Genomic DNA, 24,371 nt, shown 5'->3' on the forward strand with positions numbered 1-24,371 from the left:
TATCGACGCGTCGGCACGGCGGCCGGCCGGTCGTCCCGGCGCATGGGAATCTTCCGGCGGGGTCACGCGTTGTGACTGGCATACACGACTTCTATCGACGTAAGGATCCAATGACCTCCTCTTCCTCCCTTCCCCAGGACGCGCAGGACGCGCAGAGCGCCCCGGAGAACGAATCCGAGAGCCGCACCGAGAGCCTTCGGGCCGACGCCCTGATGGAAGAGGACGTCGCCTGGAGCCACGAGATCGACGGCGAGAGGGACGGCGACCAGCTCGACCGCTCCGAGCGTGCGGCGCTGCGCCGTGTCGCGGGCCTCTCGACCGAGCTCGAGGACGTCACCGAGGTCGAGTACCGGCAGCTGCGCCTGGAGCGCGTGGTGCTCGTCGGCGTGTGGACCTCGGGCACCGTGCACGACGCCGAGAACTCGCTCGCGGAGCTCGCCGCTCTCGCCGAGACGGCGGGCGCCCAGGTTCTCGACGCCGTGTTCCAGCGGCGCGACAAGCCCGACCCGGCCACGTACATCGGTTCGGGCAAGGCCATGGAGCTCCGGGACATCGTGCTCGAGTCGGGGGCCGACACCGTCGTCTGCGACGGTGAGCTCAGCCCCGGCCAGCTGATCCATCTGGAAGACGTCGTCAAGGTCAAGGTGGTCGACAGGACCGCCCTGATCCTCGACATCTTCGCCCAGCACGCCAAGTCCCGCGAGGGCAAGGCGCAGGTGTCGCTGGCGCAGATGCAGTACATGCTTCCGCGCCTGCGCGGCTGGGGGCAGTCGCTCTCCCGTCAGATGGGCGGCGGCGGTTCCAGCGGCGGCGGCGGCATGGCCACCCGTGGTCCCGGTGAGACCAAGATCGAGACGGACCGGCGCCGGATCCGCGAGAAGATGGCGAAGATGCGCCGGGAGATCGCGGAGATGAAGACCGGCCGCGAGATCAAGCGGCAGGAACGCAGGCGCAACAAGGTGCCCTCCGTGGCGATCGCCGGCTACACCAACGCCGGCAAGTCCTCGCTGCTCAACCGGCTCACCGGAGCGGGCGTCCTCGTGGAGAACGCCCTCTTCGCCACCCTCGACCCGACCGTGCGCCGGGCCGAGACCCCGAGCGGCCGGCTCTACACCCTGGCCGACACCGTCGGATTCGTCCGGCACCTGCCCCACCACCTGGTCGAGGCGTTCCGCTCCACCATGGAGGAGGTCGGAGACTCCGACCTGATCCTCCACGTGGTCGACGGCTCGCACCCGGTGCCCGAGGAGCAGCTCGCCGCCGTGCGCGAGGTGATCCGGGAGGTCGGCGCGGTCGACGTGCCCGAGGTCGTCGTGATCAACAAGGCGGACGCCGCCGATCCGCTCGTCCTGCAGCGGCTGCTGCGCACGGAGAAGCACGCCATCGCGGTGTCGGCGCGGACCGGTGCCGGGATCGACGAGCTGCTCGCGCTCATCGACGCCGAGCTCCCGCGGCCCTCCGTGGAGATCGAGGCGCTCGTGCCCTACATCCAGGGCGCACTCGTCTCGCGGGTCCACGCCGAGGGCGAGGTGATCTCCGAGGAGCACACCGCGGAGGGCACCCTGCTCAAGGCCCGGGTCCACGAGGAACTCGCCGCGGAACTCGCCGTCTTCGTCCTGGCCGCGCACTGACGGAACGCACCCTGCCGGAAGGCACACCGGCGGACCGTACACACCGGAGGCCGGGTTCCCCACCTCGCGTGGGGAACCCGGCCTCCGGCGCGCCCGCCCCGGACGGCCACCGCCGTACCGGGAGCGGGCGTTCGCGCCCTACCGCCCGGCGTACTTCTTGCTGACCGCCTCGTAGACGCCCTTCGCCTCCTCGCCCAGGCGCGGACCGGCCAGCCACCCCGCCGTCACCGGACCGATCGAGGTGTTGGACACCAGGGCGGGCTTGCCGTCCCGGCCCTCGGTGACCCAACCGCCGCCCGAGGAGCCACCTGTCATCGTGCAGCCGATGCGGTACATCGTCGGCTGCTGTTCGAAGACGGCGAGGCGCCCCGGCTCGTCGGTGCACTGCAGGGCCTTCTGGCCGTCGTAGGGCGGGGCCGCCGGATAGCCGGTCGCCGTCATGGACTCGATCTCCGGGACCGCCGGAGCGTCGAACTCCACGGGCAGTGCCGAACCGACGGTCTCCTCCAGGGACTTGCCGGTCGAGCCCTTCTCGGGCGCGACCTGGAGCACCGCGAAGTCGTACGGGGCACCCTGCCCGCCGGTCGGGCCGCCCTGGCTGATCCACTGGTCGGACGTCTGGGCCCACTGGCCCCACCACACACCGTAGGGAGCGACCTCCTCCCGGGTCGCCTTCTCCAGCTCCGCCGTCGACATGCCGCTGTCGTTGTACGAGGGCACGAAGGCGATGTTGCGGTACCAGCCGCCGTTCTTGCCCGCGTGCACGCAGTGGCCCGCGGTCCACACCATGTTGGACTTGCCCGGGTGGGCGGGGTCCTGGACGACCGTCGCCGAGCAGACCATCGAGCCCTCGGGGCCGTCGAAGAGCAGCTTCCCGGACGCCGGCGCGGCGTCGTGGTACGGCGTCGCCAGGTTCACCGCCCTCACCGGTGCCGGAGTCGGGTCCGTGACACCCTCGTCACCGGAGATGTCGGGAGCGACGGGGGTCTCCGGCGGCTTCTGCGCCTCCCTCATCCGGTCCGGGTTCCAGAGGTCCTCGATGATCGGGTTGACGAAGTCCTTGGCCTCGCGCAGCCAGGTGTCCCTGTCCCAGTTCTTCCACTCGCCCTTCCGCCACTGGTCGAGGTCGATCCCGTGCTCCTTCAGACGGTCCTTCAGGTCGTCCGGGATCACGACCTTCCCGTCCGAGGACTGCGCGGCCGAACTGCTCGGTTCACCGGCCGCCCCGTCCTCCTCCGGCCCGCACGCGGCGGCGGTGAGCGTGAGGACCGCGGCGAGGGCCGTGGCGGCGAACACCCGGGGCGTTCGGCGAAGGCTCCCTCCGCGCGGTGCGGTGTCGATCGGGCGCGTGCGTCGCATCTGCTGATCCCCCTGGGACTTCGTCACTGACTTCGTTGCCGCTGCGCGGAACGGGCGCGCGCCGCACCGCCCTTGGGGGCCGCGGCGCACACTCCTGGAGAGGCGACCCGTCCCGCGTGCGGCCCCTACTATGCCGGTGCCCTGGGGGACGGCGCTCGGCAGGCCCATGGTTCCGCAGCCGCAAGGATCTTCCGATTTACCCGTGATCTCCCGCCTTCCGCGTCGTTGGTACGTACGGGGGACCTCCGTCAGGCGTTCACAGGCGCGGTCCGTCCTCGGAAGAAGCACCAAGACGCAACGCAACCGTTATCGCAGGAGGACCGACAGCCGTGGCCGTGACCGAACCAGCTCCGGTGGCAGCGCCCCCCGCACACGAGGGGATCCTGCGGCGTCAGGCGCTACGCGAATCGGCGGCCCGCACCTATGCGCGGTCCCTGCCGATCGTGCCGGTGCGCGCCCGGGGCATGACCATCGAAGGCGCCGACGGCCGGCGCTACCTCGACTGCCTGTCCGGTGCGGGCACCCTGGCGCTCGGCCACAACCACCCCGTGGTGCTCGAGGCGATCAGAAAGGTCATCGACTCCGGGGCACCCCTGCACGTGCTCGATCTCGCCACACCCGTCAAGGACGACTTCACGACCGAGCTGTTCGCCACCCTGCCGCGGGAACTGGCCGACGACGCACGGATCCAGTTCTGCGGCCCCGCGGGCACCGACGCCGTCGAGGCCGCGTTCAAACTGGTCCGGGCGGCGAGCGGGCGCAGCGGACTCCTCGCCTTCACAGGCGCTTACCACGGCATGACCGCCGGAGCCCTCGGAGCGTCGGGAGGTGCCCCCGACGTGCGGGTGACGCGGCTGCCGTTCCCGCAGAACTACCGCTGTCCCTTCGGAGCGGGCGGTGAGCGCGGCGCGGACCTCTCCGCCCGATGGACCGAGCACCTCCTGGACGACCCCAAGGGCGGGGTACCCGCCCCGGCCGCCATGATCCTGGAGCCGGTCCAGGGTGAGGGAGGGGTGAACCCCGCACCGGACGAGTGGATGCGCCGGATGCGCCGCATCACCCGTGAGCGTTCGATCGCGCTGATCGCGGACGAGGTGCAGACCGGAGTGGGCCGGACCGGCGCGTTCTGGGCGGTCGAGCACAGCGGCGTCGTGCCCGACGTCATGGTGCTCTCCAAGGCGATCGGAGGCTCGCTGCCGCTCGCGGTGATCGTCTACCGCTCCGAGCTCGACCGCTGGCAACCAGGCGCCCACGCCGGGACCTTCCGCGGCAACCAGCTCGCCATGGCCGCCGGAGCCGCGACGCTCGCGTACGTGAGGGAGAACCGGCTCGCCGAACGGGCCGGGATCCTCGGCGCCCGGATGCTCGCCCGGCTCCAGGCACTCTCCTCGGAGCACCCCAGCATCGGCGACGTGCGCGGCCGCGGCCTGATGCTCGGCATCGAACTGGTGGATCCCGGGGCGGAGCCGGTCACCGTCACCGCCGAGACCGGCTCCGCCCCGCCGCCCGACCCCGCCCTCGCCGCGGCCGTACAGCAGGAATGCCTGCGCCGCGGGCTCATCGTCGAACTCGGCGGACGCCACAGCGCCGTGGTCCGGCTGCTCCCTCCCCTCACGCTCACCGACGAGCAGGCGACCGCGGTCGTCGACCGCCTCGCCGACGCGCTGAGAGCGGCCGAGTGCTCTCCGTACCGCCGGGCAGTCGGCGGGCCGACCCGCTGATCCCGGACCTCTCACAAGGAAGACCGCCGTGAACCCCACTCCCGCGCCCGACGCCGACGGCACCCGCCCCGGTCAGCAGCGAGGACAAGAACCACCGGACGGACCCCTCGCCGTCGAGTCGACGACCGTGCCGCGACAGAAGGCCGGACCGCACGGAATCCCGCGTGCCGGCGCGGAAGCACGAGCCGGCGCCCCCGTGGATCCGGGCCCCGGCCCCGCGTGGCAGGAGCCCCTGGACCACCCGGACCCGCTCCGCGCCGCGGACCACGCGGGCTCGGAGAACCTCCTGCGCTGCTGGACCAGGGAGAACGACCTGCCCCGTCCGGCGGGTGACACCCTGCGCATCCCCCTCCCGGCGAGTGGTACCGCGCTCCTGGTCCCCGTCATCCACTGGTCCCGGACCGGCTGGCACCGCTTCGGGGCTGCAGTCCTGGAGAACGCCCCCGACGGAGCCCCGGCGGCCGACGCCGCGACCGTGGCGGCCCTGCTCAGCCGCGAGGGCGGGCGCGACACCGGGCTCGACCTGGTCGCCAGGGTCGCCGATTCCGTGCGCAACACCGCGGTCTTCCTCGCGGACCGCCGCCGGACACCGGAGCTCCCCACCGAGACCGACCGCTTCCTCACCGCGGAGCAGTCCCTCGTCCTCGGCCACCCCCTGCACCCCACACCGAAGAGCCGCGAGGGCCTCTCGGAGTCCGAGACCCTGCTCTACTCACCGGAGTTGCGGGGATCCTTCCCGCTGCACTGGATGGCCGTAGACCGCTCCGTGCTGGCCACGGACTCGTCCTGGACCAGGGCCGGAAGGCCGGTCACCGCGGAAGCGCTCCTCGCGCCCCATCGCCAGGGGCTGCGGATCCCCGAAGGAACCGCGGCCGTCCCCTTCCACCCCTGGCAGGCGACGGAGGTGCTCCGGCGCCCCGAGGTCGTCGCGCTCTGCGAGAAGCGCCTGCTGCACGACCTCGGTCCGTACGGGGAACACTGGCACCCCACCTCGTCCGTCCGCACCGTGCACCGGCCCGGCTCCGACCTCATGCTGAAGCTCTCCCTCGGGGTGCGCATCACCAACTCGCGCCGGGAGAACCTCCGCAAGGAGCTCCACCGCGGCGCCGAGGTCCACCGGCTGCTCCGCACCGGACTGGCCGAGCTGTGGCAGACCGCCCACCCGGGCTTCGACATCGTCCGTGACCCCGCCTGGCTGGCCGTCGACCACCCCGACGGCGGCCCCGTGCACGGACTCGACGTGATCCTCCGCCACAACCCGTTCCGGTCCCCGGACGACGCGGTCTGCATCGCCGGTCTCACCGCCCCCCGTCCCTGGCCCGGACGTTCCGGCACCCACTCCCGGCTCGCCGAAACGGTCTCCTCACTGGCCGCGCGCACCGGAAGGACCACCGCGGCAGTCTGCGCGGAGTGGTTCCTGCGCTACCTCGACCGCGTCGTCCTCCCGGTCCTCTGGCTCGACGCGCACGCGGGCGTCGCCCTGGAAGCACACCAGCAGAACACCCTCGTCCTCCTCGACGCGGACGGCTGGCCCGCCGGGGGGAGGTACCGCGACAACCAGGGCTACTACTTCCGCGAGTCGCGCCGGTCCTCCCTCGAACGCCGTCTTCCGGGCATCGGTGCCGTCAGCGACACCTTCGTCTCCGACGCAGTCACCGACGAGCGGCTCGCCTACTACCTCGGCATCAACAACGTGTTCGGACTGATCGGCGCGTTCGGCGCACAACGGCTCGCCGACGAACAGCTGCTGCTCGCCGCCTTCCGAGGTTTCCTCGAGCGGGCCGTGCCCCTCGGCTCGTCCCTGCCCGCCTATCTTCTGGAAACGGACCGGCTGCGGTGCAAGGCCAACATGCTGACCCGGATGCACGGACTCGACGAGCTCGTCGGGCCGGTCGACACCCAGTCCGTGTACGTCACGATCGACAACCCGCTCCACGGCTGACCGGTGAGGAACCGGACAGCCCCGACCCGACCGAGAGGAGCACACCACGGTGCGTCAAGCCGATGCCGACGCGGATGCCGGAAACGGTTCAGGCGCAGTCCCGCCCGACACCTCCGGAACCGAGGACACCCTCGAACTGCTGCTCACCGAGGAGCTCCTGGCCCTGCTCGGGGAGGACCCCGGCGCGGGTGCGGCGGCCGCCGCCTCGACGCTCGTGGGAAATCCCGGCTCGTGGAGCTCCGTCGAGACGCCCGCAGGAGTGTTCCAGCTCGCCGCGGTCGAAGCGGGACGGGACGTGCCGTTGATCAGCCGCTGGATGAACGACCCCGCGGTGGCCGCCTTCTGGGAGCTGGCCGGACCTGAGCCAGTGACCGCCGGCCATCTCCGCGCCCAGCTCGACGGGGACGGCCGCAGCGTCCCCTGCCTCGGGATCCTCGACGGTGTGCCCATGAGCTACTGGGAGATCTACCGCGCGGATCTGGACCCCCTGGCCCGTCACTACGCCGCACGGCCCCACGACATCGGCCTCCACCTCCTCATCGGCGGTGTGGGCAATCGCGGGCGGGGCATCGGGAGCGTCCTGCTGAGAGCCGTCTCCGACCTCGTGCTCGACAACCGCCCACTCTGCGCCCGGGTCGTCGCGGAGCCCGATCTGCGCAACACCCCGTCCGTGTCAGCCTTCCTGAGCGCCGGCTTCCGCTTCTGCGAGGAAGTCGACCTGCCGGACAAGCGTGCCGCCCTCATGGTGCGCGACCGAGCCCTTCGTGGCCGTCTGTGAGCACCCCACCGCACCGCTCATCCCGTTCGAGCCCCATCGGTCCCACCCGGAGGAGTCCACGTGCCGACATGTCCCGCGAGCCGTCGTCCTGCGGAGGGCCACGATCCGCTCGCCACCCCTGAACTCGACCGCACCGTCTGGGACCGTGCGGCGGCGAGGCTCCTCGCGAAGATGATCGGCGAGTTCGCCTACGAGGAGGTCCTCGAACCCGAACCGCGTGCGGGGGACCGCGCCGGGGCCTACTCCCTGCGGCTCGACGACGGGGCGACCCTCGCCTTCCGGGCCCGGCGTGGAGTCTACGGAAGCTGGCGCGTCGACCCCGGGTCGATCCACGAGCTCACCCCCGGCGAGGGGAACGGCGAGAGCGACGGCACCCCGTTCCGTGACCCGCTGCGCTTCCTTGCCAGGGGCAGCCGGCTGCTCGGACTCGACGGGGCCACCCTCGGGCATCTCATCCGCGAGCTCACGGCCACGCTCGCAGCCGACGCACGCCTCGACCGCACGGCACTCGCCGCCGCACAGCTGGCGGATCTTCCCTACGCCGAGCTCGAAGGACACCAGACGGGCCATCCCTGGCTCGTCGCCAACAAGGGCCGGCTCGGATTCTCGGCCACCGACTCCAGCCGCTTCACCCCGGAGTCCAGGTCCGCCGCCACGCTGCCCTGGATCGCCGTCAGCACCCGGATAGCCGGCTTCCGAGGGGTGGGCCGGGTCGCCACCCCGGAGGACCTGTACGCGCACGAACTGAGCGCGGACGTCAGGGAGTCCTTCGCCGCCGCCCTGCGTGACCGCGGACACGACCCCGCCGACTACCTCCTCCTGCCGGTGCACCCCTGGCAGTGGGACGAATGGATCGTCCCGCTGTTCGCGCCGGCGCTCGCTGCCGGCGACATCGTGCCCCTGCACACCGACGGCGACCTCCGGCTGCCTCAGCAGTCCATCCGTACCTTCACCAACGTGGAGCGCCCCGAGCGGCACACGGTGAAGCTGCCGCTCTCGATCCTCAACACCCTCGTCTGGCGGGGCCTGCCCACCGAACGCACCCTTGCCGCCCCGGCCGTCACGGCCTGGGTCCAGGGGATCCGGGACGGCGACCCCTTCCTGAGGGACACCTGCGGCGTGATCCTCCTCGGCGAAGTGGCCTCCGTCGCCGTCGAGCACCCCCTGTACGACCATCTCCCTGAGGTGCCGTACCAGTTCAAGGAGATCCTCGGGGCGATCTGGCGGGAGCCCCTCCAGCCGAGTCTCGCTCCGGGGGAACGCGCGCGTACCCTCGCCTCGTTGCTGCACACCGACCCCGACGGCCGGGCCTTCACCGCCGAACTGGTCGCCCGTTCGGGACTGAGCCCGACGGCCTGGCTGACCCGGCTCTTCGCCTCGCTGCTGCCACCGCTGCTGCACTTCCTCTACCGCTACGGGACCGTGTTCTCCCCACACGGAGAGAACGCCATCGTCGTCTACGACGAGAACGACGTCCCCGTGCGCCTGGCGATCAAGGACTTCGTCGACGACGTCAACGTCAGCTCGCGGCCTCTGCCCGAGCACGGGACGATGCCGCAGGACGTCAAGGACGTACTGCTCACGGAGGACCCGTCCTTCCTCACCCAGTTCATCCATTCCGGGCTCTTCGTGGGCGTGTTCCGGTACCTGTCCCCGATCTGCGAGGAACAGCTCGGTGTGCCGGAGCGCGCATTCTGGTCACTCGTCCGAGCGGAGATCCTGCGGTACCACGCCCGTTTCCCCGAGCTCAAGGAGCGGTTCGAGATCTTCGACATGCTGACTCCGACGATCGAGAGGCTCTGCCTCAACCGCAACCGTCTGCATCTGGACGGCTACCGTGACCGGCCGCGGCGTCCGCACGCCGCGATCCACGGTGCGGTGCCCAACCCGCTGCATCCCTCCGCATGAGTCCGGGACCGATCGTCGTTGTCGGTGGGGCGCCGTAGGGTGGACGCGCTATGACGAAGCCATCTCTCCCCGAGCTCCTCCACGCCGCCGTCGCCGCGGTCGGCGGTACGGAACGGCCCGGCCAGGTCTCCATGGCCGAGGCCGTCGCCGAGGCCGTCGACGACAACGCCCATCTGCTCGTCCAGGCCGGAACGGGGACCGGCAAGTCCCTCGGCTACCTGGTGCCCGCTCTGGCGCACGGTGAGCGAGTGGTGGTCGCCACGGCCACGCTCGCCCTCCAGCGCCAGCTGGTGGAGCGCGATCTTCCGCGGACGGTGGAGGCGCTCCAGCCGCTGCTGCGCCGGCGGCCCCAGTTCGCGATGCTCAAGGGCCGGTCGAACTACCTCTGTCTCCACCGGCTCCACGAGGGGGCGCCGCAGGACGAGGAGGAGGGTCTCTTCGACCAGTTCGAGGCGGCCGCGCCGTCGAGCAAGCTGGGCCAGGACCTGCTGCGCCTGCGTGACTGGTCGGACGAGACGGAGACCGGCGACCGGGACGCTCTGACACCGGGTGTCTCGGACCGGGCCTGGTCGCAGATCTCCGTCTCCTCGCGTGAATGCCTCGGAGCCACCAAGTGCGCCTACGGCGCCGAGTGCTTCGCGGAGGCGGCCCGGGAGCGTGCCAAGCTCGCCGACGTCGTCGTCACCAACCACGCCCTGCTCGCGATCGACGCCATCGAGGGCGCCCCCGTGCTCCCCAAGCACGAGGTCCTGATCGTGGACGAGGCCCACGAACTGGTCTCCCGGGTCACCGGGGTCGCCACCGGGGAGCTCACACCCGGCCAGGTGAACCGTGCGGTGCGCCGAGCGGCCAAGCTGGTCAACGAGAAGGCCGCCGATGCCCTGCTCACCGCGTCGGAGGGCTTCGAGAGGGTCATGGAGCTGGCGCTGCCGGGGCGCCTCGAGGAGGTGCCCGAGGACCTCGGGTACGCGCTGATGGCCCTGCGCGACGCGGCGCGCACGGTGATCTCCGCCCTCGGAGGCACCCGGGACAAGTCCGTGCAGGACGAGGACGCGGTGCGTAAGCAGGCCATGGCCTCGGTGGAGTCCATCCACGACGTCGCGGAGCGCATCACCCAGGGTTCCGAGTACGACGTCGTCTGGTACGAGCGGCACGACCGCTTCGGTGCCTCCGTCCGTGTCGCGCCCCTTTCGGTCTCAGGTCTCCTGCGCGAGAAACTGTTCACCGACCGTTCGGTGGTGCTGACCTCGGCCACGCTCAAGCTCGGCGGCGACTTCAACGGCGTCGGGGCCTCACTGGGCCTCGCACCCGAGGGCACGGCGGGTGACGACTTCCCGCAGTGGAAGGGCCTGGACGTCGGCTCACCGTTCGACTACCCGAAGCAGGGCATCCTCTACGTGGCCCGGCATCTGGCGACGCCCGGCCGGGACGGCTCACGCTCCGACATGCTCGACGAGCTGGCCGAACTGGTGGACGCGGCGGGCGGGCGCACCCTGGGCCTGTTCTCGTCGATGCGTGCCGCGCAGGCTGCCGCCGAGGAGATGCGTGGCCGGCAGGACAGGCCGGTCCTGCTGCAGGGCGAGGAGACCCTCGGGGAGCTGATCAAGAACTTCGCGGCAGATCCCGAGACGTGCCTCTTCGGGACTCTTTCGCTGTGGCAGGGCGTGGACGTCCCGGGGCCGAGCTGCCAGCTCGTGGTCATGGACCGCATCCCCTTCCCCCGGCCTGACGACCCGCTGATGAGCGCGCGCCAGAAGGCGGTGGAGGAAGCCGGGGGCAACGGTTTCATGGCGGTTGCGGCGACCCACGCCGCACTGCTGATGGCCCAGGGCGCGGGCCGCCTGGTGCGGGCCACGGGCGACAAGGGGGTGGTCGCCGTCCTGGACCCTCGTCTTGCCAATGCGCGTTACGGCAGCTACCTCCGCGCCTCCCTGCCCGACTTCTGGTACACCACCGACCGGAACCAGGTGCGGCGCTCCCTCGCGGCCATCGACGAGGCGGCCAGAGCCGCCAGATGAGCGCCCGGACCGGGCGGGCATGCCAGGACCCCGGGATCGGCGCAGAGATCCCGGGGCCCAGTCCGAACCTGCAGGGGCTCACACCCGCCGCAGCACCGCCACGACCTTGCCCAGGATGGTCGCCTCGTCGCCGGGGATCGGCTGGTAGGCGGAGTTGTGAGGGAGCAGCCACACGTGGCCGTCCTCGCGCTTGAACCGCTTGACCGTGGCCTCGCCGTCCAGCATGGCGGCCACGATGTCGCCGTTCTCCGCGACGGGCTGGCGGCGGACGGTGACCCAGTCGCCGTCCATGATCGCTGCCTCGATCATCGAGTCGCCGACGACCTTGAGCACGAAGAGCTCGCCGTCACCGACGAGCTGGCGGGGGAGAGGGAAGACGTCTTCGACGGACTCCTCGGCGAGGATCGGCCCACCTGCCGCGATCCGGCCGACCAGCGGGACGTAGGAGGCCGCGGGCTTGCCTGTGGTGTCGGTCGGCTGGGTGCTGGGCTGGTCCGAGCCCCTCACCTCGTACGCGCGGGGACGGTGCGGGTCGCGGCGCAGGAACCCCTTGCGCTCCAGGGCCATCAGCTGATGGGCGACCGATGACGTGCTGGACAGCCCGACCGCCTGGCCGATCTCGCGCATGGACGGGGGGTACCCCCGCCGCTGCACGGAATCCCGGATCACCTCGATCACCCGCCGCTGCCGGTCCGTGAGCCCGGAACTGTCCGCCCGGATGCCGGGAGGCCGACCGGGCAAGGAGCGTGCTGGTCGGGTGGGCTCGGGCCCCTCCGCGTTCATGACTGTGTCATTCATGGCGTGTACCGGCTCAAGTCGGCCCTGGGAGCGGTGGTCCTGGGCGGTGATGGTGGCACTGTCTGCGGTGGTCGTCACGTCGGCCCCTCTCGAATGGTCTCCCTGGTTAGGCAACGGTAGTAGCTTTCGAAAGGTTGCGCCAAACACACGTTCGAGTGAAAAACAGAAAAGGGGCTGTTGTAGGCATGTCGAGGGGTGTATGAGCTTACGCGGCGAGAGGGTTCGTCCGCCGGACGGGGAGTGCTCACGCAGGCGCTTCCCGGCTCTCCCGCCGGTGCGGGCCGCAGGTGCGGACCGCCGGTCCGGCGCTCCCGGCCCGCCTGTGACGGTGACGTCCGAACGGCCCCCGCGGGCGGATCCCCCGAGGGCCGTGGGTCCCGGTGCCGCGGAGGGCCCGGGGCGCCGCGCCCAACCGCTTCCCGTACCCTCTTCCGGGGTCGTAGGCTGCCCCACGGTCTGCCGGGAAGCCCGACACGCGCGGGGGCGCGAGATGGTGCGAAACCCTAGATGTAGTGGTCGTGCTGTTATGGCCACCCACAAGTAGTGGTCCCTGGTCCTTCGGGAGCGAGTTCATCGCCTATGCTTGTGGCTGTCTTCGGGGGTCCTTGACGGACCTGCGAGGGCTATTCAGTCGTGCTGTGGAAGGAGGGATCGGAGACATGCACTGCCCCTTCTGCAGGCACCCCGACAGCCGGGTCGTGGACAGCCGCACGACGGACGACGGGACGTCGATCCGCCGGCGCCGGCAGTGCCCGGACTGCTCCCGTCGCTTCACGACGGTGGAGACCTGCTCGCTGATGGTGGTCAAGCGCAGCGGCGTGACCGAGCCCTTCAGCCGCACCAAGGTCATCTCGGGGGTCCGTAAGGCGTGCCAGGGGCGTCCCGTCACCGAGGACGCCCTGGCGAAGCTCGGCCAGCGGGTCGAGGAGGCCGTACGGGCCACCGGCAGTGCCGAGCTGACCACGCACGACGTGGGCCTGGCCATACTCGGCCCGCTGCGGGAGCTCGACCTGGTCGCATACCTGCGCTTCGCGTCGGTGTACCGGGCGTTCAACTCGCTCGAGGACTTCGAGGCAGCCATCGCGGAACTCCGCGAAGAACGGCCTCGTGCAGAACGGAGCGGGAGCGGCGAGACCCCAGGGGTCCCCGCCCCCGCCGCGGTGGCCGCTGATTGATCACCCGTCCGCCCTTCGGGGCGGCCGGGCGGGCGGCGCGCGGCACCAATACCTGTTCCGAGACGCTGTGCGCGGCGTCCGGAGCGTCGGACACACACTGTGCCCTGGGAAGAACTGGGCACTTCAGGGCGTTTTTGCCCACATATGGGAGGCGGCATGACAGAGACGGCGAGCGGCCCGGCACGAGGTTCCCGCACCAAGGGAGCCAAGTCGACTGCGACCAAGCAGGGCCTGCGCATCGAGCGCGTCCACACGACTCCCGGCGTGCATCCGTACGACGAGGTCGCGTGGGAGCGCCGTGACGTCGTCATGACCAACTGGCGCGACGGCTCGATCAACTTCGAGCAGCGTGGCGTCGAGTTCCCCGACTTCTGGTCGGTGAACGCGGTCAACATCGTCACCAGCAAGTACTTCCGTGGCGCCGTCGGCACGCCGCAGCGTGAGACCGGCCTGCGGCAGCTGATCGACCGGATCGTGAAGACGTACCGGAAGGCCGGCGAGGACCACAACTACTTCGCCGCCCCCGCCGACGCCGAGATCTTCGAGCACGAGCTGGCCTACGCCCTCCTGCACCAGATCTTCAGCTTCAACTCCCCGGTGTGGTTCAACGTCGGTACGCCCCAGCCGCAGCAGGTCTCCGCCTGCTTCATCCTGGCCGTCGACGACTCCATGGAGTCGATCCTCGAGTGGTACAAGGAAGAGGGCATGATCTTCAAGGGCGGCTCCGGCGCCGGCCTGAACCTCTCCCGTATCCGCTCCTCCAAGGAGCTGCTCTCCTCCGGTGGCAACGCCTCCGGCCCGGTCTCCTTCATGCGGGGCGCCGACGCCTCCGCCGGGACGATCAAGTCCGGTGGCGCCACCCGCCGCGCGGCCAAGATGGTCATCCTCGACGTCGACCACCCCGACATCGAGAACTTCATCGAGACGAAGGTGAAGGAGGAGGAGAAGATCCGCGCCCTGCGGGACGCGGGCTTCGACATGGACCTGGGCGGCGACGACATCACGTCCGTCCAGTACCAGAACGCCAACAACTCGGTCCGCGTGAACGACGAGTTCATGAAGGCCGTCGAGACCGGCGGGAAGTTCGGGCTGCGTGCCCGCATGAGCGGCGAGGTCATCGAGGAGGTCGAGGCCAAGTCCCTCTTCCGCAAGATGGCCGAGGCAGCCTGGGCCTGCGCCGACCCCGGCATCCAGTACGACGACACCATCAACAAGTGGCACACCTGCCCGGAGTCCGGCCGGATCAACGGTTCGAACCCCTGCAGTGAGTACATGCACCTGGACAACACCTCGTGCAACCTCGCCTCCCTGAACCTGATGAAGTTCCTCAAGGACGACGGCGAGGGCCGCCAGTCCTTCGAGTCCGAGCGCTTCGCCAAGGTCGTCGAGCTGGTCATCACCGCGATGGACATCTCCATCTGCTTCGCCGACTTCCCGACGCAGAAGATCGGTGACAACACCCGCGCCTTCCGCCAGCTCGGCATCGGCTACGCCAACCTCGGCGCCCTGCTGATGGCGACGGGCCACGCGTACGACAGCGACGGCGGCCGCGCCCTCGCCGGTGCCATCACCTCCCTGATGACCGGTACGTCCTACCGCCGTTCCGCCGAGCTCGCCGCGGTCGTCGGCCCGTACGACGGCTACGCCCGCAACGCCGAGCCCCACCAGCGCGTCATGAAGCAGCACGCGGACGCGAACACCGTGGCCGTGCGCGTGGACGACCTCGACTCGCCGGTCTGGGCCGCCGCCACGGAGGCCTGGCAGGACGTGATCCGCCTCGGCGAGAAGAACGGCTTCCGCAACGCCCAGGCCTCGGTCATCGCTCCGACCGGCACGATCGGTCTCGCGATGTCCTGCGACACCACCGGCCTCGAGCCCGACCTGGCGCTGGTCAAGTTCAAGAAGCTCGTCGGCGGCGGTTCGATGCAGATCGTCAACGGCACCGTGCCGCAGGCGCTGCGCCGCCTCGGCTACCAGCCCGAGCAGATCGAGGCGATCGTCGCCCACATCGCCGAGAACGGGAACGTCGTCGACGCCCCCGGCCTCAAGCTCGAGCACTACGAGGTCTTCGACTGCGCCATGGGCGAGCGCTCCATCTCCGCGATGGGCCACGTCCGCATGATGGCCGCCATCCAGCCGTGGATCTCCGGTGCCCTCTCCAAGACCGTCAACCTGCCGGAGACGGCGACGGTCGAGGACGTCGAGGAGGTCTACTTCGAGGCGTGGAAGATGGGCGTCAAGGCGCTCGCCATCTACCGCGACAACTGCAAGGTCGGCCAGCCCCTCTCCGCGAAGAAGAAGGAGCAGGAGAAGACCGAGGTCACCGCGAAGACCGAGGCGACGATCCGCGAGGCCGTCGAGAAGGTCGTCGAGTACCGCCCGGTCCGCAAGCGCCTGCCCAAGGGCCGTCCCGGCATCACCACCTCCTTCACGGTCGGCGGCGCCGAGGGCTACATGACCGCGAACTCCTACCCGGACGACGGTCTCGGCGAGGTCTTCCTGAAGATGTCCAAGCAGGGTTCCACCCTCGCGGGCATGATGGACGCCTTCTCGATCGCGGTCTCCGTCGGTCTGCAGTACGGCGTGCCGCTGGAGACCTACGTCTCCAAGTTCACCAACATGCGCTTCGAGCCGGCCGGTATGACGGACGACCCGGACGTGCGGATGGCGCAGTCGATCGTCGACTACATCTTCCGCCGCCTGGCGCTCGACTTCCTGCCGTTCGAGACGCGCTCGGCGCTCGGCATCCACTCGGCCGAGGAGCGTCAGCGCCACCTCGACACCGGGTCGTACGAGCCCGCCTTCGGCGACGAGGACCTCGACGGCCTGGCCCAGTCCGCGCCCGTCCGGGTGGAGCCCCTGAAGGCCGTCGCGTCGCCCGAGGAGACGGCGGAGAAGCCGGCCCCCAAGACCGCGCACACCTCGGCCGAACTGGTCGAGATGCAGCTCGGCATCAGCGCGGACGCACCGCTGTGCTTCTCCTGCGGCACGAAGATGCAGCGCGCCGGCTCCTGCTACATCTGCGAGGGCTGCGGCTCGACCAGCGGCTGCAGCTGAGCACCCTCGCGCGGGCGTAGCCCGGGCGGGCGGTGACAGCAGTGACAAGGGAGGGGCACCGGCGACAGCCGGTGCCCCTCCCGCCGTACACGGGCAGCGGGGACGTACCCCCGATCACCTCCGTACGGCGACGGCCCCGTTGACGGAGCGGTCGCGCGGTCAGCCCGTGGCGTCCGCGCGTTCGTACCGGAGCAGGACGACACCATTGCCGAAGGACCGGGTGCCCGTGTGCCGGAGCGCCATCGGGGTCAGGTCCGACGGCGGGAACAGCGGCCTGCCGCGGCCGAGGACGACCGGGTGGACGTACAGGTGGAACTCGTCGATCAGCCCCAGACGCAGGAATGACGCGGCGAGGTCCGGTCCGCCGACCACCATGTCCCCTCCCGGCTGCTCCTGCAGAGCACGGATCTCCTCGGCGACGACGTCGTGCATGACCGTGGTGTTCCAGTCCGCCTTCTCCATGGTCCTGGAGAACACGAACTTCGGCATGTCCCTCCAGAGCCGGGCGAATTCGGCCATCACCGGGGAGCACGAGGGGTCCTGGTCGGCCGTCGGCCAGAATTCGGCCATCAGCTCGTAGGTGATCCGCCCCTCCAGGAAGGCGCTCACCGCCCTGGTGCGGTCGTTGAAGTGCTGGTGCAGCTCCTCGTCGACACGGTGCCAGTCGATACCCCGGTCCTCGTCCTCGAAGAAGCCGTCGAGGGACGTGGAAATCATCAGGATGATCTTTCTCATGCGTCCTCACGAGGAGTTCGGGGGCGCGCGCCCCGCTGGATGTCAGCCGTCACGGCTCCCCATCGCCTCGGCGAACGAGCCCGGGGCGCCGTCGAACCCCCGTACGGCTCCCTCGAAGCCCCAGGACCCGGAGGCGTCCCGCACGAATTCCGCGACGACCGCGGCGGTGGCGCCGGACACGGCGGAGAAGTCGTCCTCCGCAAGATTCGTGTAGCCCTCGCGGATCTGCACGGCCGTGTGCGCTATCTGGCCGAAGGTCTTGCGGCCGTCGCGCTGCTGGATGGCGACACCGACCACGACCCTGGCGTAGACCTCCGACAGCCGGTCGAGTTCGAGCGTCATGACCTCGTCGAATCCGAAGCCCTGTCCCGTCCGGCTGTCGCGGTTCAGGGTGATCGTCCCGTCCGGTGACCTGCTGTCGAAGTGGACGAGGTAGACCGGGCTGCCGTAGGGCGCCTCCGTCCCGTAGGCCGCCGCGATGATGTCGAGGTCGTTGGCGGGCTCGCCGACAGCGCTGGGGTCCCACTTGACCCGTACCTCGACCTTTTCGATGTCCTTGTTGGGAGCGCTCATCGGACGTGACTCCTCGCTGATGGGCCGACAGACCTCTTCCACCCCCAGATGATGTCGGTAACCGACCGTGGATCCAACCGCGTCGGGAACAGGCGTCTCATTCGGGCCACCGCCCGGCACGCCCGCGCGGAACAGTGGGCGAAGTCCACCTGTACGCCCGGAGCGTGACCCGCGCCACGCCGCGAGCCGTACGATGGCGCAGTGCTGGTCAAGTGGAGTCGCTGCACCGTGGTGGACCGCCACGGTTTCGAGCGGGGGCAGCGTAGGTGGGCGGGGCTGCTCGACGAGCCGGGATTCCGGGGGCAGGGAGGCGGGTGGAGCCGGAGCACACCCGAAGTCGCCCATGTGTTCGCCTTCTGGGAGAACCGGGTGTTCTACGACTCCTTCATGGCCCGCGCGCACGACCGGCCCACGGCGCCGCAGCCGGGCATGTACAAGGACCTGAGCGCGCAGCTCTTCGAGTACCGCTTCGACGTGAAGACCGGATTCGAGCCGGAATTCACCGACGCGGACGTGGTCAGGGTGGCGCACAGCCGGGTCCACGAGGAGCGCGCCGAGCACTTCGCCCTCATGCAGCAGAAGGTGTGGAACCCCGCCATGGCGGGATCGCCGGGCATGCTGCGCGGACTCTTCGGAGAGGCACCGGGGAACGAGTTCCTGGTGCTGTCGATGTGGCAGTCGAGTGCCGAGCGCGGCAAGTACCGGCCGGAAAGCATCGCCAGGCTCTCGGCCCGGGCGGAGACCGAGGCGGACGTGCGGACGCTCACCGGTGACGTGGTCGGTCTCGAACCCTCCTGGACGGTCTGACGGGCCCGCGCGCAGCCCATTCTCGGCCGCACACGCCCTGTTCGCCCTGCACTCCCTCGGCCGCACACGCCCTGTTCGCCCTGCACTCCCCGGCCGCACGCGCCCTGTCCGGCCCCGGCCTCCTCGGTCGGGCGCGCCGCGTCCGTCCGCAGCTCGCTCGGACGCACGATGCCTGGTGCGGGCCGTACGGGTGCCGGACCGGACGGAGCGCCCACAAGGGCCGTCACATGGCACGACTAGGGTCGTCACATGGCACGACCGCAGCGAATCGTCCTCGTCCGGCACGGTGAATCCGAGGGGAACGCCGACGACACGGTGTACGAACGGGAGCCCGACCACGCGCTCAGGCTCACGGACAAGGGCCTCGGCCAGGCGCGGGCGACAGGTGAGCGCCTGCGTGAGACCTTCGGTGACGACCGCGTCAGCGTCTACGTCTCGCCCTACCGCCGCACCCACGAGACGTTCAGGGCGTTCGGTCTCGAGCCCGGAAACGTACGGGTCCGGGAGGAGCCCCGGCTCCGCGAGCAGGACTGGGGCAACTGGCAGGACCGGGACGACGTACGGCTGCAGAAGGCCTACCGGGACGCCTACGGCCACTTCTTCTACCGCTTCGCCCAGGGTGAGTCCGGTGCCGACGTGTACGACCGCGTCGACGCGTTCCTGGAGAGTCTCCACCGCAGCTTCGAGGACCCCGACCATCCCCCCAACGTCCTGCTGGTCACCCACGGGCTGACCATGCGGCTCTTCTGCATGCGCTGGTTCCACTGGTCGGTCGCGGAGTTCGAGTCACTGTCCAACCCGGGCAACGGAGAGTCCAGGACGCTTCTCCTGGGCGGCGACGGCCGGTACACGCTGGACCGCCCCTTCGAGCGCTGGCGTACCCCGGAGCCCTACGGCGGCTAGAGTGGCAGGGCGATGACCATGACCGCTGACTCTGCTTCCGGCCGCTTCGAACGCGCTCTGGCCAGCCTGCGTGGACTGTCCGTGGGGGACGCCCTCGGATCCCAGTTCTTCGTCCCGGCCAACTACCCCCTGCTCAGGACCCAGGACCTGCCGGCGGGTGACTGGCAGTGGACCGACGACACCGAGATGGCCTGCTCCGTGCTCGCCGTGCTCGCCGCTCATGACCGGATCGACCAGGACGCGCTGGCGCACTCCTTCGCGGCCCACCACGACTTCGACCGGGGGTACGGCCCTGCCGTGAACCGCCTGCTCAGGCTGGTGAGGGAAGGCGGCGACTGGCGTGAGCTGGCATCCGCGCTCTTCAAGGGGCAGGGCTCCTGGGGGAACGGTTCGGCGATGCGGATCGCACCCCTGGGCGCCTGGTACGCGCACGATCCGGAGCAGGCCACCCACCAGGCGGAGATCTCGTCGTACACCACCCATCAGCATCGTGAGGCCGTGGTCGGGTCGATGGCCGTGGCGGCCGCGGCCGCCCTCGTCGCCGCGCCCGGTGGGCCGCCGTCCGCCGAGGACCTGCTCGACGGCGTGGTGGCCCTGACCCCCCGCAGCGCGGTCGGCGCCGGTCTGCGCAGAGCACGCGACATGCTCGACTACCAGGACGCGGGGACGGTCGCGGCGGTGCTCGGCAACGGCCGTCGCACGAGTGCCCACGACACGGTGCCCTTCGCCCTCTGGTCCGCCGCACGAGGCCTCGGGGACTTCGAGCGGGCCTTCTGGGTGACGGCACAGGCGGGCGGTGACGTCGACACCACCTGCGCCATCGTCGGCGGGATCCTCGCCGCCGGTCCGGGCGGCGCACCTCCGGACGAGTGGCTGGCCCGGACGGAGGCCCTGCCCGACTGGGTTCCGTCCGCACCGGCGCGCCGCTGACCCGGGGCGCGCCACCGGCCGAGGCGGACACTCCTCGGCGTCGCCGGCCGCCCGCTTGTCACGGTACTGCCACAGCGTGACTCCGAACGGTCGTACGGATCGCTCAGCCTCTACGCTTTCGGCCTGCGACCCCATCGATCTTGGTGGGTGTGTCTGGAGATGCCGGAACCGCCGCGCCGCCGCAGGACCGCGGGCGGACGGTCCCGGTGGGGGAGGGGCCTCATGTCCGATCAGCAGTCCGACGCGTCCGGCACGCCGGATGAGCCCGAGCGTGAGGCCGCGGCCGCCCTCGGAGCGCGCGCGACGAAGGACGGTCCGGCTCCCGGAGCCCGTGCCGTGGGGGAGGCGACGACCGCAGGGCGCGACCGGGCCTCGACCCCGCCCGTGCCGCCGCAGGATGCAGGACCCGAGGTGCCCGAGGTGCCTGCCTACGCGCGCCGTCCCCAGCAGGGGGACGTCTGGCAGCGGAAGCCTCAGGAGAGGCAGCCCGGTCTGTCGGCCCGTCTGAGGAATCCCTCCCCGCCCGGCGTGTTGCCGGGAACGCTCTGGGCGGTCCTCGCCACCGCCCTCCTGAGTGCCCTGCTGCTCGGTGACGGGCTGGGGGTCAACGCGCTGATCGTGGCGGTGCCCGCCGCTCTTGCCGCCTCTTTCGCCGCACGTTCCGCGGGGCGGGTCCTGCGGCCGTGGACCGCGGTGTGGGCGATGGGCGGTCTGGCGCTGCTGGTGGTTCCGGCGCTCCGGGACGCCGGGTGGCCGGTCTTCCTCGCCCTGGTCTCGGCGATCGCCCTGGGGTCGCTCGCCCTGCACGGCAGCCGCAGCTGGCCCGGAGTCCTGCTCGGCTCGTTCGGGCTGTTCACCTCCGCCGCGGGCGGCGTGCGCTGGGGCTGGCAGGGGGTGCGTGAGCGTACCGGCGGGTCCCGGGGCCGCCTGCGGACCGCGGTGCGCACCACGGTCGTGGCCGTCGTTCTCCTCCTCGTCTTCGGCGGACTGTTCGCCTCGGCGGACGCCGCCTTCGCGGACCTGCTCGGTGACCTGACCCCTGACCTGTCGGTCGGTGAGGCCCCCTGGCGCGTCTTCCTCTTCCTGCTCGGAGCGGCAGGAGCGCTCTCAGCCGCCTACAGCGCGGCCGCGCCGGTGCGCTGGGACCGCATCACCGTGCGCCCGGGAACGTCCAGGAGCCGGGCCGAGTGGGCCGTACCGCTGATCGTTCTCAACCTGCTCTTCGCCGCCTTCATCGCGCTCCAGTTGGCCGTCCTGCTCGGCGGGTACGACAAGGTGCTGGAGGAGACGGGAATGCTGCCGGCCGAGTACGCGCGCCAGGGCTTCTGGCAGCTCCTCTGGGCGACCGTCCTCACCCTGCTGGTGATCGCGCTCGCACTGCGCTGGGCGCCGAGAGGCGCGCCGGGTGACCGCAACCTCGTCAGGGGAGTCCTGGGCACCCTGTGCCTGCTCACACTGGTCGTGGTCGCCTCCGCGCTCCGCCGGATGGACCTCTACGTCGACGCCTTCGGGCTCACCCGGCTGAGGATCTCGGTGGCCGCGGTGGAGCTCTGGCTGGGTGTGGTGCTCGTCCTGATCCTCGCCGCCGGGATCCTCGGAGCCAGGATGCTGCCCCGCGCCATCGCGGTGAGTGCGGCCGCCGGGGTGCTCGCCTTCGGCCTGATCTCGCCGGACGGGCTGATCGCCGAGCAGAACGTGCAGCGCTACGGCAGCCACGGGACGATCGACATCGACTACCTCAAGGGGCTCTCCGCGGACGCCGTGCCGGCGCTGGACGAACTGCCGGAACCGTTGAGGTCCTGCACGCTGGAGAACTTCCAGAGGGAACTCGCCGTCCACGAGACCCCCTGGTACGCGACCAGTTGGGGCGAGGCCAGGGCGCGGGACATCCTCGAGGAGCGCCCGGCCCGGAACCAGGGCACCGACTGCTACCGGATCGGCCCGGAGGTCGACGACCGGGACGGCGTGGAGGGCGAGAGCACCTACGACCCGTACTGAGCGGGCGTCGCCGGGAGCCGTGCCCGTGCCCGGGGCGCGAGGTCCCGGCGAGCAGTCCCGGACGACGGCGCGATCGATGCGGTGAACCCTGCTCATGAGCTCGAACACTCGCTTGCACCGGAGATGTTCGAGGGGAGCGTACGGATCCGGGTGAGGCCGGTGGGCGTGAGCGGGCGCCTGGTCCCCGGGCGGTGTGAGCGCTGCGAACCGTCAAGATCGTTCCTGCGGCCGGTGCCGTGTTTCAGTCTTCGCTACGGTGATCCTTGGTGCCGCGCAGGCTGCTTCTCTCCTATTCCGGGCGGGCTTTGGCTGGGATGTGTTCGATCCTCTTGTGTGCACCAGTGAAGGAGTGGCCGGGTTCGCTCGACGGTGGCCGCCTCGGTCGACACCCTCGCCCTGGGGCGGGACGAAGCCGCCGCACCTCGGCGAAGCTGCGGAATGTGTGATTCCGGTCGTGGTTCCGGGGGTGCCGGAGCGCCGCACGCCGCCCCGGGGTGTTCCTGCCGGTTCCATCGGCGTACCCTGGCAGGCGCCATGCCGTACGAACCACCCACGCACACCGTCGAGCGCTCACTGCGCGCCACCTCCGGTGCCAGGACCGTCGCCGGTGTCGACGAGGTCGGACGCGGAGCGTGGGCCGGCCCCGTCACCGTCTGCGCCGCGGTCACCGGACTCCGCAGGCCCCCCGAGGGCCTCACCGACTCCAAGCTGATCAGCCCGAGGCGCCGGACGGAACTCGCCGCGACGCTGGAGAAGTGGGTCACGGCCTACGGGCTGGGGCACGCGTCACCCGAGGAGATCGACGAGCTCGGCATGACGGCGGCACTCCGCCTCGCGGCGGTCAGGGCTCTCGAGCTCCTGCCCGTGCGGCCGGACGCCGTGATCCTCGACGGCAAGCACGACTACCTCGGGGCGCCCTGGAACGTCCGTACGGTGATCAAGGGCGACCAGTCATGCATCGCCGTTGCCGCGGCTTCGGTGATAGCCAAGGTCCGGCGGGACACGATGATGGCCGAACTCGGCGCGGAGACGGGGCAGTACGCGGACTTCGCCTTCGGTGCGAACGCCGGCTACCCCTCACCGGTGCACCGGGCCGCGCTTGAGGAGCTGGGGCCTACGCCTCACCACCGCCTCAGCTGGGCCTACCTCGACGCGCTGCCCCGGTGGCAGCACCTGAAGAAGGTCCGTTTCTCCCACGAGGCGGCGGCACTGGAAAGCGGGGGCCAGCTCGGCTTCGACTTCTGATCGCGCAGGCGTACCCATGCGCCGACGTGTGTGCGTCGGCAGTGACAGACAACCATTCATGCCTCTCATCCCCCGAGGAGCCTCAGATTCCCGAGAGCGCCCAGGGTCCCCGCGTTACACCGGCCGCCGGCCGCACCGCGCCGACCCCTCGTCCCGTACCCGGACCGCGTTCCGCGTCCACCCCGCGTCCCGGAAGCCCCGGCCGCGGCCCTGCTCGGCCCGCACCCCCGGCTCAGCGTCCACGCCCCGCAGCTCCGGCCGCGACCGGACGGAAGCTGACCGAGAGCGGTTCCGCAGCACAGTTCCAGCTCATCCCCGCCCCGGCCGGCGGCGCGGTCGACGCGGCGGACGAAGCCGTCGACCTGCTGCTCGACTCCGGTCGGGCGCCCGGCGACATCCTGGTGCTCACCACCGGTGAGCAGCACCCGTGGGCGTCTCACGAGCTGTCCTTCGGCGAGGCCGCCTACTGGGCCCAGCACGACGCCGGGGACGACGTCTTCTTCGCCCGCACGACGGACGCGGACCGCTGCGCTCCGCGTGCCGTGGTCGTCGTCGCGGTCAACGGCGACATCGACGCCACGGCCGCCCGCGCGCTGTCCGAGGCGCGGGAACGCGCCGGTGCGCTGATGATCGCGTGCGGAGACCCCCAGAAGATCAACTCCGCGCTCGGCGCCGGGGTCTGAGCCGACAGGGGCGTGGGGGGCGGGGGGGGGGGAGAGAAACGCGCCCCCCCCCCCGACGAACCCCGGGGGGGGGCGTCGCGGCCCGGGGCGGGGCCCGCCCCCCCAGGGCG

At 70.9% G+C, this 24,371-nt stretch carries 17 protein-coding genes and 1 pseudogene; 14 read left to right on the forward strand and 4 right to left on the reverse strand.

Annotated elements, in window-relative coordinates:
• Positions 1 to 110: 110 nt before the first annotated feature.
• On the forward strand, positions 111 to 1,631 hold the full coding sequence (gene hflX, locus ACFXOA_RS27705; protein WP_385034088.1) for a GTPase HflX: 1,521 nt from the start codon (positions 111 to 113) through the stop codon (positions 1,629 to 1,631).
• 138 nt (positions 1,632 to 1,769) lie between these two features.
• On the opposite strand, the gene ACFXOA_RS27710 is transcribed toward hflX, so the two are convergent.
• On the reverse strand, positions 1,770 to 2,990 hold the full coding sequence (locus tag ACFXOA_RS27710; RefSeq protein ID WP_385034091.1) for a trypsin-like serine peptidase: 1,221 nt from the start codon (positions 2,988 to 2,990) through the stop codon (positions 1,770 to 1,772).
• A gap of 329 nt (positions 2,991 to 3,319) precedes the next feature.
• Between ACFXOA_RS27710 and ACFXOA_RS27715 the strand changes: the two genes are divergently transcribed.
• From ACFXOA_RS27715 to ACFXOA_RS27735, 5 genes are read left to right on the forward strand one after another with little or no spacing between them, the layout of a single operon-like run.
• Positions 3,320 to 4,711 carry a diaminobutyrate--2-oxoglutarate transaminase family protein gene (locus ACFXOA_RS27715; RefSeq protein ID WP_385034094.1) on the forward strand — a complete coding sequence of 464 codons (1,392 nt, stop codon included), beginning with the start codon at positions 3,320 to 3,322 and terminating at the stop codon, positions 4,709 to 4,711.
• Positions 4,712 to 4,739: 28 nt separating this feature from the next.
• A complete protein-coding gene (locus ACFXOA_RS27720; RefSeq protein ID WP_385034097.1) occupies positions 4,740 to 6,653 on the forward strand; it encodes an IucA/IucC family protein in 1,914 nt (637 codons plus the stop codon).
• A gap of 49 nt (positions 6,654 to 6,702) precedes the next feature.
• Entirely contained in the window at positions 6,703 to 7,431 is a 729-nt protein-coding gene (locus tag ACFXOA_RS27725) for a GNAT family N-acetyltransferase (protein ID WP_385034100.1), read from the forward strand.
• 60 nt (positions 7,432 to 7,491) lie between these two features.
• Positions 7,492 to 9,339, forward strand: coding sequence for an IucA/IucC family protein (locus ACFXOA_RS27730; protein WP_385034103.1), 1,848 nt, complete (start codon positions 7,492 to 7,494; stop codon positions 9,337 to 9,339).
• A 50-nt stretch (positions 9,340 to 9,389) separates the two neighbouring features.
• A complete protein-coding gene (locus tag ACFXOA_RS27735; protein ID WP_385034106.1) occupies positions 9,390 to 11,357 on the forward strand; it encodes an ATP-dependent DNA helicase in 1,968 nt (655 codons plus the stop codon).
• Positions 11,358 to 11,435: 78 nt separating this feature from the next.
• Here ACFXOA_RS27735 and lexA read toward each other — a convergent pair whose 3' ends face one another.
• Complete coding sequence (gene lexA, locus ACFXOA_RS27740) at positions 11,436 to 12,233, reverse strand: transcriptional repressor LexA (RefSeq protein WP_385034109.1); 798 nt, start codon at positions 12,231 to 12,233, stop codon at positions 11,436 to 11,438.
• Between the two features lie 581 nt (positions 12,234 to 12,814).
• Between lexA and nrdR the strand changes: the two genes are divergently transcribed.
• A complete protein-coding gene (gene nrdR / locus ACFXOA_RS27745; RefSeq protein ID WP_385034112.1) occupies positions 12,815 to 13,330 on the forward strand; it encodes a transcriptional regulator NrdR in 516 nt (171 codons plus the stop codon).
• 156 nt (positions 13,331 to 13,486) lie between these two features.
• The gene (locus ACFXOA_RS27750; protein ID WP_385034115.1) at positions 13,487 to 16,387 is read left to right on the forward strand and encodes a vitamin B12-dependent ribonucleotide reductase; all 2,901 of its coding nucleotides are present in this window, start codon (positions 13,487 to 13,489) and stop codon (positions 16,385 to 16,387) included.
• Positions 16,388 to 16,546: 159 nt separating this feature from the next.
• Here the strand turns inward: ACFXOA_RS27750 and ACFXOA_RS27755 are convergent, their stop codons facing one another.
• Both ACFXOA_RS27755 and ACFXOA_RS27760 read right to left on the reverse strand, forming a co-directional pair.
• Positions 16,547 to 17,122, reverse strand: coding sequence for a dihydrofolate reductase family protein (locus ACFXOA_RS27755; protein WP_385034118.1), 576 nt, complete (start codon positions 17,120 to 17,122; stop codon positions 16,547 to 16,549).
• Between the two features lie 42 nt (positions 17,123 to 17,164).
• A complete protein-coding gene (locus ACFXOA_RS27760; protein ID WP_385034121.1) occupies positions 17,165 to 17,695 on the reverse strand; it encodes a TerD family protein in 531 nt (176 codons plus the stop codon).
• 201 nt (positions 17,696 to 17,896) lie between these two features.
• Between ACFXOA_RS27760 and ACFXOA_RS27765 the strand changes: the two genes are divergently transcribed.
• The 6 genes and pseudogenes from ACFXOA_RS27765 to ACFXOA_RS27790 all read left to right on the forward strand — a co-directional run bounded on the left by ACFXOA_RS27765 (position 17,897) and on the right by ACFXOA_RS27790 (position 24,261).
• Positions 17,897 to 18,502: a DUF4937 domain-containing protein gene (locus tag ACFXOA_RS27765; RefSeq protein WP_385034124.1), complete on the forward strand. Its 606-nt coding sequence runs from the start codon at positions 17,897 to 17,899 to the stop codon at positions 18,500 to 18,502.
• 249 nt (positions 18,503 to 18,751) lie between these two features.
• On the forward strand, positions 18,752 to 19,405 hold the full coding sequence (locus ACFXOA_RS27770) for a histidine phosphatase family protein (RefSeq protein WP_385034127.1): 654 nt from the start codon (positions 18,752 to 18,754) through the stop codon (positions 19,403 to 19,405).
• An 18-nt stretch (positions 19,406 to 19,423) separates the two neighbouring features.
• A complete protein-coding gene (locus tag ACFXOA_RS27775) occupies positions 19,424 to 20,335 on the forward strand; it encodes an ADP-ribosylglycohydrolase family protein (RefSeq protein WP_385034141.1) in 912 nt (303 codons plus the stop codon).
• A 222-nt stretch (positions 20,336 to 20,557) separates the two neighbouring features.
• Positions 20,558 to 22,333, forward strand: a complete 1,776-nt coding sequence (locus tag ACFXOA_RS27780) for a DUF4153 domain-containing protein (RefSeq protein ID WP_385034130.1) — start codon at positions 20,558 to 20,560, stop codon at positions 22,331 to 22,333.
• 534 nt (positions 22,334 to 22,867) lie between these two features.
• Positions 22,868 to 23,578, forward strand: coding sequence for a ribonuclease HII (locus tag ACFXOA_RS27785; protein ID WP_385034133.1), 711 nt, complete (start codon positions 22,868 to 22,870; stop codon positions 23,576 to 23,578).
• Between the two features lie 58 nt (positions 23,579 to 23,636).
• A pseudogene (locus ACFXOA_RS27790) lies at positions 23,637 to 24,261 on the forward strand (hypothetical protein).
• Positions 24,262 to 24,371 lie beyond the last annotated feature (110 nt).

This window comes from Streptomyces sp. NPDC059166 (genome assembly GCF_042755185.1).
Taxonomy (GTDB): domain Bacteria; phylum Actinomycetota; class Actinomycetes; order Streptomycetales; family Streptomycetaceae; genus Streptomyces.